The following is a 14,024-nucleotide window of genomic DNA, read 5'->3' as shown; positions in this document are numbered from 1 at the left end:
TCAGCTTTCCTGCCGGGGCATGTAAGGATGGTTGGCCTGCCAGTGGCGCGCTATATCGATGCGGCGGCAGACCCAGACGCGCTCATGCTTTTGCACGTGGTCAAGAAAACGCTGCAGCGCCACGATGCGGCCCGGCCGGCCCAGCAGGCGGCAATGCATGCCGATGCTCAGCATCTTGGGCGACGCACTGCCTTCGGCATACAGCGCATCAAAACTGTCGCGCAGGTAGATGAAAAAATCATCGGCCTGCGAGAAGCCCTGCGGCAGGGAAAAGCGCATGTCGTTGGTGTCCAGCGTGTAAGGCACGACCAGGCGCGGCACGACTTTTCCGTCGGTGCGTTTCACCTCGGTCCAGAAGGGCAGGTCGTCGCCGTAGTAGTCGCTGTCGTATTCGAGCCGGCCGTCGTCGGCCACCAGCCGGCGCGTGTTGGGGCTGTCGCGGCCGGTGTACCAGCCCAGCGGACGTGTGCCGGTGAGCTTTTCGATCGCGTCCAGGCCCAGGCGCATGTGTTCGCGTTCGGTGGCTTCGTCGATCTGCTGGTAGTTGATCCAGCGCCAGCCGTGGCAGGCGATCTCGTGGCCGAGTTCAGTGAAGGCCGCGGCGACTTCGGGGTGGCGCTGCAGCGCCATGCCCACGCCGAACACCGTGAGCGGTAATTTGCGCTTTTCAAACTCGCGCAGGATGCGCCATACGCCCACGCGTGAGCCGTATTCGTAAATGCCTTCCATGCTCAGGTGCCGGTCGGCAAAGCTGGGTGGATTGGCCATCTCGGACAAAAACTGTTCGGAGCCGGCGTCGCCGTGCAGCACCGAGTTTTCGCCGCCTTCCTCATAGTTGAGGACGAACTGCACGGCGATGCGTGCCCGCCCCGGCCAGTTGGCTTGTGGCGGGTTGCGGCCGTAGCCGATCAAATCTCTAGGGTAGCCAGTGTTCATATCCGTACTCATGACAGTGCCATGGAAATATCGTTCGTCGGTACCTTGCGGTCAAAGGAGAGGCTCTTCTCGACATGCAGCAGATGGTCATTCATGAGGCGTACGGCCAGCGCTTCGTTCCTGGCGGCCAGCGCCTTGACGATTTCGGCGTGCTCGTCGTTGGAGTGTTCGGCGGCGGTGGCGGTCTGGTACATCAGGGTGATGAGGGCGCAACGCGAGGTCAGCTCGCCAAGCATCTGGGCCAGCACTTCATTGCCCATGAGCTCGGCTATGCGCACATGAAAGTCGCCCAGCAACTCCGTCCGGCCCGAAACGTCCCCGAGGTCGACCGCCGACTTTTCCCGCGCGACGTGTTCTTTCAGCGCCTTGATTTTGGCAGGGGTGACTTCGCGCACAAAGGCCCGCGTCATCTCGGCTTCGAGCATGCGGCGCACGGCAAACACCTGGCGCGCTTCCATCACGGACGGTGCAGCCACGAAAGCACCGCGCGCCGGCTCCAGGCGGATCAGGCGGTTTTGCGAGAGCTGGAACAATGCCTGCCGCACCAGCGTGCGCGAGACGCCGAAATGGTCGGCCAGTTTTTGTTCGGCCAGCTTGGTGCCCGGGTGCAGCCTGTGCTCCACAATGGCCTTGGTCAGGGCTTCGACGATGGTGTGCGTGGTTGACGATTCCATCGGTCGATAATAGCCGGAATGTCGAAAAGTGTATACACTTTTGGTAAACCGAAATTGAAAAACAATCTTCAGGGACTGCCATGGGCTTGAGCACACATGTACTGGACACCATGCACGGCACGCCGGCAGGCGGCATGAAGGCGTCGCTCTACACCACGCATGCGGGTCAGGCGACGCTGGTGAAGCACTTCATCCTCAATGAAGATGGGCGCAATCCCGATGGACTGCTATACGACAGCGCTAATCTGAAAGCCGGCACCTACCGGCTCGTGTTCGAGGTGGCGGCCTACTTCAAGGCGCGCGGCGTGAAATTGCCCGAGCCGGCTTTCCTGGACCAGGTGACGCTGGACTTCGGTGTGGCTGATCCGGGCTTGCATTATCACGTGCCCCTGCTGGTCAGCCCCTGGAGTTATTCCACCTATCGCGGCAGCTGAGCGGGCGCCAGGCCAGACCGTGTCATGGCGCCGTCATCCGGGGCGGCGACAATCAGCGGTTTGTGCAACTTTCTTCCCCCTCCTCCATGAACGTCAAGCCCATGACCCTGAGCCGCCGCCAGGCCCTGCTGCTGTCCGCAGGCACCGCCGCCAGCCTCGTGGCTCCAGCCGTATTGGCACAAGGCCCTTCAGCGGGTTCTGCCGGCTCACCGGCCTCGGCCGCATCCGTTCCCGCCGGCATCTATCCTGAGCGCGCCGTCAAGATCGTCGTGCCTTTTGCCCCCGGCGCCGGCACCGACGCCATGGCACGACTGATTGCGCAAAAACTCGGCGAAACCATGAACGCCACCTTTGTAGTGGACAACCGTGCGGGCGCCTCGGGCGCCATCGGCACGCAGTACGTGGCGCAGTCCCCGGCCGACGGCTACACGCTGCTGCTGGTGGCCTCGCCCTTCACCACCGTGGCGGCCTCTTTGCCCAGCGCCAATTACGACCCGCTGCGCCAGTTCACGCCGGTGGGCATGATCGCCAGCGGACCGCTGGTCTGGGCCGCCAACACCAAGCTGCCGGCCAACACCATGAAAGAGCTGGTCACGCTGGCCCGGCAAAAGCCCGGTGCGCTGAACTACGGCTCGGCCGGGGCGGGCGGTGTCAACCACCTCGTGCTTGAGTTGCTGAAGGCCCGTACCGGTACTTTCATCACGCACATTCCTTACCGCGGTGTGGCGCCTGCCACCATGGACATGATCGGCGGCCAGATCCAGCTGATCACGGGCACCATCCCGGCCCTGCTGCCTTTCATCAAAAACGGCAGCATCAAGCCTTTGGCCGTAACGAGTGCCAAACGCTCAAGTGCCTTGCCCGACGTGCCCAGCATGACGGAAGCCGGCCTGGCAGGCATTGATGTGGTCAACTACTTTGCGTTGATGGCCCCCACCGGCACACCGCCCGCCATCGTCAACGCACTGAACGCTGCCATCAACAAGGTCGTGGCTTTGCCCGAGGTGGTGGCGCGGTTCAAGGCCGACGCCGTGGAAGCCGCACCCGGCTCGCCCGCATTGCTCGGCCACTTCATCGAAGCCGACTACCGCGCCTGGCGCAACGTCGTTAAAACCCAAAATCTGAAAATAGAGTGACCGCTAGTCGCTCTTGACGGCAGCGCTCAAAGCGCGATGCGAAGCGAGCCAACCAAGGCCAGCACGAGCCGTAGGACCGGCTTTGCCGGACTGCAGGCGGGCGGCCCCCTCGGGGGGCAGGGAGCTACACGAAGTGAGCGACCGTGGGGGCTAGTCTTGTCCTTCTGTGAGCGTGTCGAGCTGGAATTTGCCGCTCTTGTGCCAAAGCCAGGTATCGGTGTAGACCACCTTGCCCATGCGCGTAGGCGCCGGGAAGGGGGACGCCTGCTGGATGGTGCGTTCGATCTCCGCCATCACTTCGGGTGCATGGCGCGGTGCGCGCATCCAGTCCAGACGGGTGACGCGGCCGACCCTGTCGATTTCCACATTCAGCACACCCACGGCATACAGCAGCGGCGGCATGCGGCCTTTGTAGATACGGTCGGAATTGAGGCCGTAGATATGCGTGGCGCCGTCTTCCCGATAGGCACGCGGCGTGGTCGCCCCTGAGCTTCTGGCCGAACCTTGCGGGCCGGTGATCGGCCCGATCACTGGAGAGGGGTCTGGGGCTTTGGGTGTGGCGGGCGCAGGTTCCGGCGCGGTCTTGCAGGCACTGACGACGGCGGCAGCTGCTGCTGAAAGCAGGGCCACCAGCCAGAAGCGGCGCGGTGTGGAGTCGGACATGTCTTGTCTCATCGTGCTTGCCTTTGCCGGCTTTTTGAACGGCCGGCTCATTGGATTCCTGATATACCTGCCATCATGCCCGGGAACTGCCCGGCGCCAAGGTAGTGCTAAGGTGGCAGTCAAGGCATTTTGCCCAATATTTCAATTCTCCAACCGCCAAGTCGTCACCAATGGTTTCCAGTGTCTCCAGTCTGCAACTTGAAGACTTCCTGGCCCGCCTGGCTTCGGTGCCGGCGGTGCTAGTGGAGGTGGCGAAGGCGCAGGGTTCGGTGCCGCGCGAGGCGGGAACCTGGATGGCGGTCTTTCCCGATGCGCTGGTGGGCACGATAGGCGGCGGCCACCTGGAATACGACGCCATCGCCAGGGCGCGTGCGCTGCTCGCGGATGGCGCCCAGGGGCGTCAGGCGACAACGTTGCGCGTGGCACTGGGCCCGTCGCTGGGCCAATGCTGTGGCGGCGTGGTGGAGCTTCGCTTTGAATGCGTCAGCGCGGGCGACACACCGGCGCTAGCCGTGCGATTGGGCCAGGCCGAGTTGACGCCGGTGGCGCTGTTCGGCGGCGGCCACGTCGGCCACGCGCTGGTGCGGGTGCTCGCCCCCTTGCCGTTTTCACTCAGCTGGATAGACAGCCGCGACGGCGTGTTCCCCGCCAGCGTGCCGCCGCGCGTGGTGGCCGAACATTCCGATCCCGTACAAGCCGCCGTGCCTGGCCTGGCGCCGCAGTCCCGCGTGCTCATCATGAGCTTCAGCCATGCGGAAGACCTCGACATCGTGGCTGCCTGCCTGCTGCGCCAGCGCGAGAAATCCGATTTACCCTACATCGGCTTGATCGGCAGCAAGACCAAATGGGCGGCATTCCGCCACCGCCTGGAAGCCCGGGGCTTCGCCGCGAGCGAGCTGGCGCAAGTGACGTGCCCCATCGGCGTGCCCGGCATTACTGGCAAGGAGCCGGAAGTCATCGCCGTGGCGGTAGCGGCCCAGCTGTTGCAAACCATCAACGCGGGTTGAGCGCGGCGCAGAAATTTTTCGGAGCTGAAGCCAAACTCTATAAACTTGGTGCGTCAGGCCGCAGCGGAGCCGGGAAGCCGGAGCTAACTTCAAGTTAGCGCCAGCTTCTTTTGTTCGCGGCCTTGTTTCTGCTTACAGCGCCCGCAGTGGTGAGCAGGTTGCACAAGGCAGCGCCCTCGCGTGCTGCATAGGTTGAGAGATATGGAAAACTACCTTCTCGACTGGGCCAACCTGCTGCTGCGCTGGGTCCATGTCATCACCGCCATCGCCTGGGTGGGTTCCTCGTTTTATTTTGTCTTTCTCGACAGCAGCCTCACGCCGCCCGAGGACGAAGACCTCAAAAAGCAGGGCGTGAGCGGCGAGCTCTGGGCCGTGCACGGCGGCGGTTTTTACCACCCCGTCAAATTCGCTGTCAAGCCGCCGCAACTGCCGGCGCACCTGCACTGGTTTTACTGGGAAAGCTACAGCACCTGGCTGTCGGGCTTTGCGCTGTTCACGATCTCCTATTTGTGGAACGCCGGCACCTACCTTGTCGACAAATCGCTGATGAACTGGTCGCCCGGCGCGGCCGGTGCGGTGGCGCTGTCCTTCTTTGTAATTTTCTGGATGCTGTACGACGGCATCTGCCAGCTGTTCGGGCGCAAGAAAAGCGGAGATGCCATCGTCGGCGCGTTGGTCGCGGTGCTGGTGTGCGCAGCCTCCTGGCTGGCCTGCCACTGGTTTGCCGGGCGCGCGGCCTTTTTGCTGGTAGGCGCCATGATGGCCACCGCCATGAGCGCCAACGTGTTCTTCTGGATCATCCCCGGCCAGCGCAAGGTCGTCGCCGCCATCAAGGCCGGCGAGCCGGTCGATGCGGTGCACGGCCAGCGCGGCAAGCAGCGCAGCGTGCACAACACCTACTTCACGCTGCCGGTGTTGTTTGCCATGCTCAGCAACCACTACAGCTTTACCTGGAGCCACCCGCAGAACTGGCTGGTGCTGATCCTGATGATGCTGGTCGGCGCGGCCATCCGCCAGTTTTTTGTGCTGCGCCACGGCTACAAACTGGGCCGCAACCGGCACCCGTTGCCGTATGCGCTGGTGGGCGTGGCTGTCATCGCCGCCGTGATCGTCTGGATGAAACCTCCTGCCGCTGTGGGCGCTATCAATTCAGTAGCTGGTGGCGCACAACCAGTGGGCGCTGCAGGCCAAAATAGCTTTCAACAAGTGCAGGCCATCATGGCCCAGCGCTGCTACCTGTGCCACGGTGCACAGGTGCAGATGAAAAACGTGCGGCTTGACTCACCCGAAGCATTGGCGCGCCACGCGACGCAGGTCTACCAGCAGGCGGTGGTCACGCGGCTGATGCCCATGAACAATGCCACGGGCATCACGGAGACTGAGCGGCAGGCGATCAGGCAGTGGTTCGATGCGGGCGCCAAAACGGAGTAAGCCGAGTAAGCCGGGCAAGCCTTACCAGTTGCCGGCCAGCCCTGCGGCGCGTGTGGACGGCTTGCTGAAATGCTGGGCCAGGAAATCCACAAAAGCCCTGACCCGCACCGAATGCTGATGCCGGGCCGGGTACACCGCATGGATGTCGGCTGCCGGTGTGCGGTAGTTCTCCAGCACCTGCACCAGCCGGCCGCTGCGCAGGTATTTGGCGATGTCCCATTCGGCGCGCATCAAAATTCCGTGGCCGTCGAGGGCCCAGTTCACCGCAATCTCGCCGTCGCTGGTGCTGAGGTTGCCGTGCACCTTGATGGCCTGCGTGTGCTTGCCGGAAGCCAGGCGCCACATGCCGTAGGCCTCGTCACCCTGGCGTATGCCGATGCAGTTGTGCTGCGCCAGGTCATGCGGCACCCTGGGCGTGCCGTGGCGGGCCAGATAGGCCGGTGAGGCGCAGAGCAGGCGGCGATTCGGTGCGATCAACCGCGCGATCACGCGGGCGTCCGGCGGTTCACCGAAACGGACACAAACATCGAAGGCGTCTTCAGTCAGCGGCGGCGGATTGACCGTGAGCTGCAACTGCACTTCTACCCCGGGATGGGCTTTCACGAAACGCGAGATCAGCGGCGCCACATGGTTGCGGCCGAAGCCTATGGTGGCGTTCACGCGCAGCAGGCCCTTGGGCGCCGCCACGGCACTGGACACCTGCTGCTCCATGTCGTCAATGTCGGCAAGGATGCGGCGCGCGTGCGTAAGGTAAATCTCGCCTTCCTGCGTGAGGCTGGCGCGCCGTGTGGTGCGGCTCAGCAACTGCACCCCCAGCCTGGCCTCCATCTGCGCGAGCCGCTTGCTGATGGCAGCTGTGCTGACGCCGAGCTCGCGCGCCGTGGCCGACAGGCTGCCGTAGCGCGCCAGCAGGCTGAAAAAAGCCATCTCCGAGGGGGCTGTGTTGACTGGAATCATTCGTAACCTGTGGTTAACAGTAATCTTACTTTAGGGGGTTTTATTGTCTGTGCCAACCGATACAGTGAACAGATCACAACCGAGAAAACTGAGGAACCAACATGAAGACCTACAAGATCGCCTGCATCCCCGGCGACGGCATCGGCAAGGAAGTCGTACCGGCCGGCCAGCAGGTGCTGCAGGCACTGGCCGCGGCACAAAAGAATTTCGCTTTCAGCTTCAGTGCTTTTGATTGGGGCGGCGACTACTATCGCCGGCACGGCATGATGATGCCGGAGGACGGCCTGGACGCGCTGCGCGACAAGGACGCCATCCTGTTCGGCTCGGCCGGCGACCCGCACATTCCCGACCACATCACGCTTTGGGGCTTGCGCCTCAAAATTTGCCAGGGCTTTGACCAGTACGCCAATGTGCGGCCCACGCGCATCCTGCCCGGCATCGACGCGCCGCTCAAGCGCTGCACACCGGAGCAGCTCAACTGGGTGATCGTGCGCGAGAACTCCGAAGGCGAGTATTCAGGTGTGGGCGGGCGCGCCCACCAGGGCCACCCGATCGAAGTGGCCACCGATGTGTCGATGATGACCCGCGCCGGCGTCGAGCGCATCATGCGCTTTGCCTTCAGGCTCGCCCAGTCCCGCCCGCGCAAGCTGCTGACCGTGGTCACCAAGTCCAACGCCCAGCGCCATGCCATGGTGATGTGGGACGAGATCGCGCTGCAGATCAGCCGGGAGTTTCCGGACGTGACCTGGGACAAGGAACTGGTCGACGCCTGCACGGCCCGCATGGTCAACCGCCCCGCTTCGCTCGATACCGTGGTCGCCACCAACCTGCATGCCGATATCCTGAGCGACCTGGCGGCCGCGCTGGCCGGCAGCCTGGGCATTGCACCGACGGGCAATATCGACCCCGAGCGCCGCTACCCGAGCATGTTCGAGCCGATTCACGGCTCGGCCTTTGACATCATGGGAAAAGGCCTGGCGAACCCTATTGGCACTTTCTGGAGTTGTGTCATGCTGCTGGAGCACCTGGGCGAAACCGGTGCGGCCGCGGTGTTGATGGCCGCAATCGAAAAGGCGACCGCCAGCGCTGCGCTGCACACGCGCGACCTGGGCGGCAGCGCCACAACGGCGCAGGTCACCGAGGCCGTCTGTGCAGAGGTCGGCAGGCAGCGACTACTGCAGGCCGCTTGAGCCTTTCAGTGAAAGCCGGTGCAACCAGGCTACGCATGCCGGCGAGTTTTCCGCTTCAGAAACATTCAGGAGACACACCATGAAAGTTGAAGTGAAAAAGTGGATGGGCATTTTCTGCATGGCCGCAGTGCCCGCCGCCATGGCGCAGACTGCCGCGCCCGCAGCGGGTGTGGTGTGCCCCGACAGGAACGTGCTGTACTGGCAGGCCTTTCCACCGGGTGGTGAGTCGGACCTGTCGGCGCGCCACCAGCAGGTCGTGCTCAAGAAAAAATGCCCGGCCGTCGACACCATCATCCAGTACAAGGCGGGCGCCGGCGGCGGCCTGATGTGGGGCCAGATGAACAACCTGCCGGGCGACGGCCTCAATGTAGTGGGCATCAACCTGCCGCACATCGTGTTCCAGCCCATCGAGGGCGAGGTGCAGTACAAAACTGCCGACATCGTGCCGGTGTTCTGGTTCCACTACACCCCCGACGTGCTGGTGGTGCCCGAGAAAAGCCCTATCAAAACGTTTGCGGACTTCATCGCCGCAGCCAAAAAAGACCCCGGCAAGCTGAACCTGGGCGGCTCGGGGCTGAACTCCGCCAACCATGCGGCGCATGAGCGGCTCAACGCGGCTTTCGGCGTCAAGAGCACCTACGTGCCCTACAAGGGGACGGGCGACATGACGATGGCCGTGATCGGCTCGCAGGTCGACGGTGCGATGACCTACACGCCGTTTGCCATCGGCAACAAGGGCAGGGTGCGCCCGCTGGCAGTCGCCATGGAAAAGCGCCACCCGATGATGCCCGACGTGCCTACCTTCAGGGAGCTTGGTGTGGACTGGGTGGACGGCGCCTACCGCGGCATTGGCGTGCCCAAGTCCACCCCGCTGGAAGCGCGCAAGCGGCTGTCGGACATGTGGGCCGTGCTGAACAACGACCCCGAGATGAAGGAACTCGCCGCCAAAAATGGCTTTGAGCTCGTCAACGTGGGCCTGGACCAGATGGACGGATTCATGAAGGAGCGCATCCGTATCTACACCGAAGGTGCGAAGCGCCTGGGCCTGGGGAAAAAGTAGCTCCCGGCGCCGGTCGGTTATGGCTTCAACTCCAATGCCGGATCTTTGCCGTGAGATGAGAGTCCTGTCAGGGCCGCAAGACGGGGGCCTCAGTGAAGGCTGGTGGTGTTGGAAAGAAGGTTCAACACCACCACGCCGGCAATGATGAGCGCCATCCCCACCATGCCCCAGAGGTCAATCTTCTGCTGGTGAACGAAGAAACTGGTGATGCTGATCAGCACAATGCCCAGGCCCGACCATATGGCGTAGGTCACGCCGGTGGGGATGGACTTCATCGTCACCGTGAGGAGATACAGCGCGGTGCCATAACCCGCGATGCTGATCAACGAGGGCACCAGGCGCGTGAAACTGTCGCTGGACTTGAGTGCCGTGGTGGCAATGACTTCGGCAACGATGGCGATGCCCAGGGCCAGGTAGGCGTTCATGAGACTCTTCTTTCTGCTTCGGTGGATGATGGCTCATTCTAGGAAACTGCCTTTCCGGCGAAATCCCAAACCATCCCGCGTTTCCGGGTTACTGCCCGGTTACCACGGCACAATCCGGGGTGGAGACATTTCAATGACTGCAGCCAAGACACCTACCCCCGGCACGCCCATCCCGGACGCCGCCACCCAGCCGCGCCAGTTCCTCGAGCACCTGTACGCCGCCGCCGTTGCGCGCGCGCTGCCGCTTGAGAACACCGCACGCTACCTGCCCAAACCGCCCACCCCCGAAAGCGGCGGCCGCACCATCGTGATCGGTGCGGGCAAGGCCGGCGGTTCCATGGCGCAGGCGGTGGAGGCACTGTGGCCCGCCGACGCACCGCTTGAAGGCCTGGTCGTGACCCGCTACCACCACATTCCGCCGCGCCCCGAAGGGCTGAAACAGCGCATCGAGGTTGTCGAAGCCGCGCACCCGGTGCCGGACGCGGCAGGGCTGGAAGCTGCACAGCGCATCCTGGCCATGGTGCAGGGGCTGGGCAAAAACGACCTGGTGCTGTGCCTGATCTCGGGGGGCGGCTCGGCGTTGCTGACCTTGCCGGCCGAAGGCTTGACGCTGGAAGACAAGCAGCGTATCAACAAGGCGCTGCTCAACAGCGGCGCCAATATTTCCGAGATGAACTGCGTGCGCAAACATCTCTCGCGCATCAAGGGCGGCCGCCTGGCCGCAGCCTGCGCGCCGGCGCGTGTGGTGACGCTGACCATCAGCGACGTGCCGGGAGACGATCCGTCCATCATCGCCAGCGGCCCTACTGTGCCTGACGCCACCAGTTGCGCCGAGGCGGTGGCCATCCTGCAGCGCTACGGCATTGAAGTGCCCGGCGCCATCATGAGCCTGCTGGAGCAGGGCGCACTCGAAACGCCCAAGCCGGGCGATGCGGTCTTCAAAGGCCATGAGGTGCATATGATTGCCACGCCGCAGCAAAGCCTGGAGGCTGCCGCCGCTGTGGCGCGCGCAGCCGGCTTGCAGGCGCACATCCTGAGCGACGAGATGGAAGGTGAATCCCGCGAGGTCGGCAAGGTGCATGCGGCGCTTGCCCGTGCCGTGGCATTGAAGGGGCAGCCCTTCAGCAAGCCCTGCGTGATCCTGAGCGGCGGGGAAACCACAGTGACCGTCCGCAAGCAAGCAGAAGGCACACCCCGCGGCCGCGGAGGCCGTGCCGGCGAATTCTGCATGGGCCTGGCCTTGGCCCTGCAGGGCCAGCCGGGTGTGTATGCGCTGGCAGCTGACACCGACGGCATTGATGGCGTGGAGGACAACGCGGGTGCCTATGTGGCGCCCGACACGCTGCAGTGCGCACTGGCCAAAGGCATGAAGCTGGACCAGTACCTGGACCGCAACGACGCCTACGGCTACTTCGAGCCGCTGGGTGGCCTGGTCATTCCCGGGCCCACACATACCAACGTCAATGACTTCCGGGCGCTATTGATTTTGTAGCTACTTGCGCAGGTTCTGCCTGCGTTTCGGGCCTGTTTGGTAAATAAAACAGGGAAAAAACCTCACACGGCCGTCAAACCACCCGTGCCGGGCGCCGCGCTGATCTCGGGCGGATGCGTGACGATGGATTTGAGTTCCGGCCGTGCCGTCTGCAAAGTTTGCAAATCGGGTTGCGGCCTGCGCAAGGTATCGCTGGCTTCAAAGACCTGTTCCAGCGCCTGGCATGCGGCCAGCAGTTGCGCATCGGCGTGCAGCCGTCCAATCACCTGCAGCCCGAAAGGCATGCCGTGTTCGTCCTTGCCGCAGGGCAACGCCAGCGCCGGGTTGGTGGCCAGGGTCACCACATAGGTCAGGCCCAGCCAGTGGTAGTAGTTGCGCATGGCCTGGCCGTCGATGTTGCCGGCATACAGCTCTGTCCAGGGGAAGGGCGTGACCGGCGTGACGGGCGCCAGGATGATGTCGTACTGCTCGAAAGCTTTGGCAAAGCGGCGCGAAATGCGTGTTTGTTCCAGGTGCGCCCAGGCGCGGTCCGCCAGGGTGATGGCGGCTGCGATTTCCATGTTGGCGCGTACATTCGGGCCCAGCGTTTCGGGCGCGTTGCGGTAGGTGTCAGCGAATGCCGCGACAAAACTTTCTGCGCGCAGCGTGTCAAAGGCGCGGTCGGCATCGCCCAGCTCAAGGTCTATCGGCTCGCAGCTCGCTACCAGCGGCCGGATGGCTTCCACGCGCTGGCGGAACACGCGCCGGATTTCCGGGTCCACGATGCACATGCCAAAGTCTTCCGTGGTGCCCACACGCAAGGTGGAAAGGTCCACCTGCTTCAAGGGCCAGAATGTGGAGGCATCCACCGGGTAGGAAAGCGGGTCGCGTGGGTTCGCGCCTACGCTGGCTGCAAACAGCAGCGCCGTATCGGCCACGTTGCGCCCCATGGGGCCGAGTACGGAGATGACGGACCAGCCCAGTGGCCGGGCATCGTTGGCCACCAGTCCGGGCGAAGGCCGCAGGCCGACCACGCCGCAGAGCGAAGCCGGAATACGCAGCGAGCCGCCGGTGTCGGAGCCGGTGCAGATCGGCAGCATGCCGGCTGCCAGCGCCGCCGCCGAGCCGCCGGAAGAACCGCCGGCGTTGAGCGTGGGGTTGAACGGGTTGCCCGTCGCGCCCCACACCGGGTTGCGTGAGTTGGCGCCGGCACCCATGTCGGGCACGTTGGTCTTGGCCGTGACGATGGCGCCCGCCGCGCGCAGTTTGGCCACCAGCGCGTTGTCTTTGGCCGGCACGTTGCCGCGAAGTCCTATGTTGCCGTAGGTGGTGAGCAGGCCCGCGGTGTCCTGCAGATCCTTCACCCCCAGCGGCAGTCCGTGCAAAGGGCCCAGCGGTGCGCCGCGCATCACTTGCGCTTCGGCTTCGCGTGCACCCTCGCGCGCACGCGTGAAGTCGGTCGCGCAGATCGCGTTGATGGCGGGGTTGAGGCGTTCGATGCGGTCTATGCAGGCGTCCATCAGCTCCACCGGCGATACCTCGCGGCTGGCGATCAGGCTACGGAGTTCGACGGCGGAGATGTCTGGCAGGGTGGAGGGCATATCGATGTCTTGTTCAATCTGTTTTGATCTGGGAGCGTTCGGCCAGTGCCTTCATGCGCGCAATTTCCGCCGTCACCATGCCGGACCAGTCGGGGATGGCGGCGTAGCCGGGCTCGAAACCCGCCGCCTTGAGTTTGTCCAGGGTTTCGGTGCTGGCCATCACCGTGGCCAGGGCCTTTTCCAGCCGTGCCTTGACGGGCACCGGCAAGCCCTTGGGCGCCACCACGGCCAGCCAGGCGTTCATGTCGACGGCCGGGTAGCCGGCCTCGGCCATGGTCGGCACATTGGGCAGCAGGGCCGAGCGCTTGTTCATGGCCACGGCCAGCACGCGGATCTTGCCGGACTTGAGTTGCTGCGATGCAGCGACCACGGTGTCGAAAGACACCGGGATCTGGCCGCCGATCAGATCGGTCATCAGGGGGCCGGAGCCCTTGTAGGGCACATGCGTCATCTTCAGGCCCGTGGCCGTATTGAACATCGCGCCGGCGAAGTTGGAGCTGGTGCCATTGCCGAAGCTGCCGTACAGGTATTTGTCCGGATTGGCCTTGGCCGCCGCGACGAACTGGTGCACGTCGGTGGCCGTGACCGACGGATTCACCAGCATGGCCAGCGCCACCGAGCCCACCATGCCTATCGCGTCAAAGCCCTTGGCCGGGTCATAAGACAGCTTGGGTTGCAGCGCCGGGTTCAGCGTGAAGGTGGAGTTGGAGCTCACGAGCAGGGTATAGCCGTCGGGCTTGGCGTTGGCTACCGCAGCCGCACCTATGGCGGTGCCGGCGCCCGGCTTGTTTTCGACCACCACGGGTTGGCCCAATTGGTCACCCAGGGTCTTGCCCAGGATACGCGCCAGCACGTCGGCCGCACCGCCGGCAGGGAAGGGCGCGACCAGCGTCACCGGACGCTCAGGAAAATCGGCGGCATGGGCGGGTCCAACCATGGCGGCAAGCCCGCAGGAAAAGAAGGCGCTGGCGATCAGCGTGCGGCGCATTGCTTTGAAAGACATGTGGTGCATGGTAGGCCTCGTTGAAAATTTGATCAA

At 64.0% G+C, this 14,024-nt stretch carries 14 protein-coding genes; 7 read left to right on the top strand and 7 right to left on the bottom strand.

Annotated features, from left to right (window positions below):
- Both puuE and AC1DZE_RS01750 read right to left on the bottom strand, forming a co-directional pair.
- Positions 1-936, bottom strand: a complete 936-nt coding sequence (puuE, locus tag AC1DZE_RS01755) for an allantoinase PuuE (protein WP_477668152.1) — start codon at positions 934-936, stop codon at positions 1-3.
- An 8-nt stretch (positions 937-944) separates the two neighbouring features.
- Positions 945-1,610: a GntR family transcriptional regulator gene (locus AC1DZE_RS01750; protein ID WP_477672927.1), complete on the bottom strand. Its 666-nt coding sequence runs from the start codon at positions 1,608-1,610 to the stop codon at positions 945-947.
- 80 nt (positions 1,611-1,690) lie between these two features.
- On the opposite strand from AC1DZE_RS01750, the gene uraH reads away from it, so the two are divergent.
- Both uraH and AC1DZE_RS01740 read left to right on the top strand, forming a co-directional pair.
- Entirely contained in the window at positions 1,691-2,044 is a 354-nt protein-coding gene (gene uraH / locus AC1DZE_RS01745) for a hydroxyisourate hydrolase (RefSeq protein WP_477668150.1), read from the top strand.
- Positions 2,045-2,106: 62 nt separating this feature from the next.
- Entirely contained in the window at positions 2,107-3,180 is a 1,074-nt protein-coding gene (locus AC1DZE_RS01740; protein ID WP_477672926.1) for a tripartite tricarboxylate transporter substrate binding protein, read from the top strand.
- Positions 3,181-3,330: 150 nt separating this feature from the next.
- Here AC1DZE_RS01740 and AC1DZE_RS01735 read toward each other — a convergent pair whose 3' ends face one another.
- Entirely contained in the window at positions 3,331-3,843 is a 513-nt protein-coding gene (locus AC1DZE_RS01735) for a hypothetical protein (RefSeq protein ID WP_477672925.1), read from the bottom strand.
- Positions 3,844-4,013: 170 nt separating this feature from the next.
- On the opposite strand from AC1DZE_RS01735, the gene xdhC reads away from it, so the two are divergent.
- Together xdhC and AC1DZE_RS01725 are read left to right on the top strand one after the other, a co-directional pair.
- Positions 4,014-4,850 carry a xanthine dehydrogenase accessory protein XdhC gene (gene xdhC, locus AC1DZE_RS01730; RefSeq protein ID WP_477699721.1) on the top strand — a complete coding sequence of 279 codons (837 nt, stop codon included), beginning with the start codon at positions 4,014-4,016 and terminating at the stop codon, positions 4,848-4,850.
- A 201-nt stretch (positions 4,851-5,051) separates the two neighbouring features.
- Positions 5,052-6,281 carry a urate hydroxylase PuuD gene (locus AC1DZE_RS01725; RefSeq protein WP_477699720.1) on the top strand — a complete coding sequence of 410 codons (1,230 nt, stop codon included), beginning with the start codon at positions 5,052-5,054 and terminating at the stop codon, positions 6,279-6,281.
- A gap of 21 nt (positions 6,282-6,302) precedes the next feature.
- Here AC1DZE_RS01725 and AC1DZE_RS01720 read toward each other — a convergent pair whose 3' ends face one another.
- Positions 6,303-7,238, bottom strand: coding sequence for a LysR family transcriptional regulator (locus tag AC1DZE_RS01720; protein WP_477672241.1), 936 nt, complete (start codon positions 7,236-7,238; stop codon positions 6,303-6,305).
- 101 nt (positions 7,239-7,339) lie between these two features.
- On the opposite strand from AC1DZE_RS01720, the gene AC1DZE_RS01715 reads away from it, so the two are divergent.
- Both AC1DZE_RS01715 and AC1DZE_RS01710 read left to right on the top strand, forming a co-directional pair.
- Positions 7,340-8,428: a tartrate dehydrogenase gene (locus AC1DZE_RS01715; protein ID WP_477672240.1), complete on the top strand. Its 1,089-nt coding sequence runs from the start codon at positions 7,340-7,342 to the stop codon at positions 8,426-8,428.
- A 79-nt stretch (positions 8,429-8,507) separates the two neighbouring features.
- Positions 8,508-9,488 (top strand): tripartite tricarboxylate transporter substrate binding protein, encoded by a 981-nt coding sequence (locus AC1DZE_RS01710; RefSeq protein WP_477672239.1) that lies wholly within the window; start codon positions 8,508-8,510, stop codon positions 9,486-9,488.
- 89 nt (positions 9,489-9,577) lie between these two features.
- Here AC1DZE_RS01710 and AC1DZE_RS01705 read toward each other — a convergent pair whose 3' ends face one another.
- Positions 9,578-9,913 carry a DMT family transporter gene (locus tag AC1DZE_RS01705; protein WP_457279830.1) on the bottom strand — a complete coding sequence of 112 codons (336 nt, stop codon included), beginning with the start codon at positions 9,911-9,913 and terminating at the stop codon, positions 9,578-9,580.
- 133 nt (positions 9,914-10,046) lie between these two features.
- On the opposite strand from AC1DZE_RS01705, the gene AC1DZE_RS01700 reads away from it, so the two are divergent.
- Positions 10,047-11,405, top strand: coding sequence for a glycerate kinase type-2 family protein (locus AC1DZE_RS01700; protein ID WP_477668142.1), 1,359 nt, complete (start codon positions 10,047-10,049; stop codon positions 11,403-11,405).
- 62 nt (positions 11,406-11,467) lie between these two features.
- Here the strand turns inward: AC1DZE_RS01700 and AC1DZE_RS01695 are convergent, their stop codons facing one another.
- Positions 11,468-12,985 (bottom strand): amidase, encoded by a 1,518-nt coding sequence (locus AC1DZE_RS01695; RefSeq protein WP_477699719.1) that lies wholly within the window; start codon positions 12,983-12,985, stop codon positions 11,468-11,470.
- Positions 12,986-12,998: 13 nt separating this feature from the next.
- Complete coding sequence (locus AC1DZE_RS01690; RefSeq protein ID WP_477672236.1) at positions 12,999-13,997, bottom strand: Bug family tripartite tricarboxylate transporter substrate binding protein; 999 nt, start codon at positions 13,995-13,997, stop codon at positions 12,999-13,001.
- Positions 13,998-14,024 lie beyond the last annotated feature (27 nt).

Source organism: Polaromonas sp. P1_F1, from assembly GCF_056405795.1.
The sequence above is the reverse complement of the archived record's forward strand: the minus strand, read 5'-3'. Positions and strand labels throughout refer to the sequence as shown.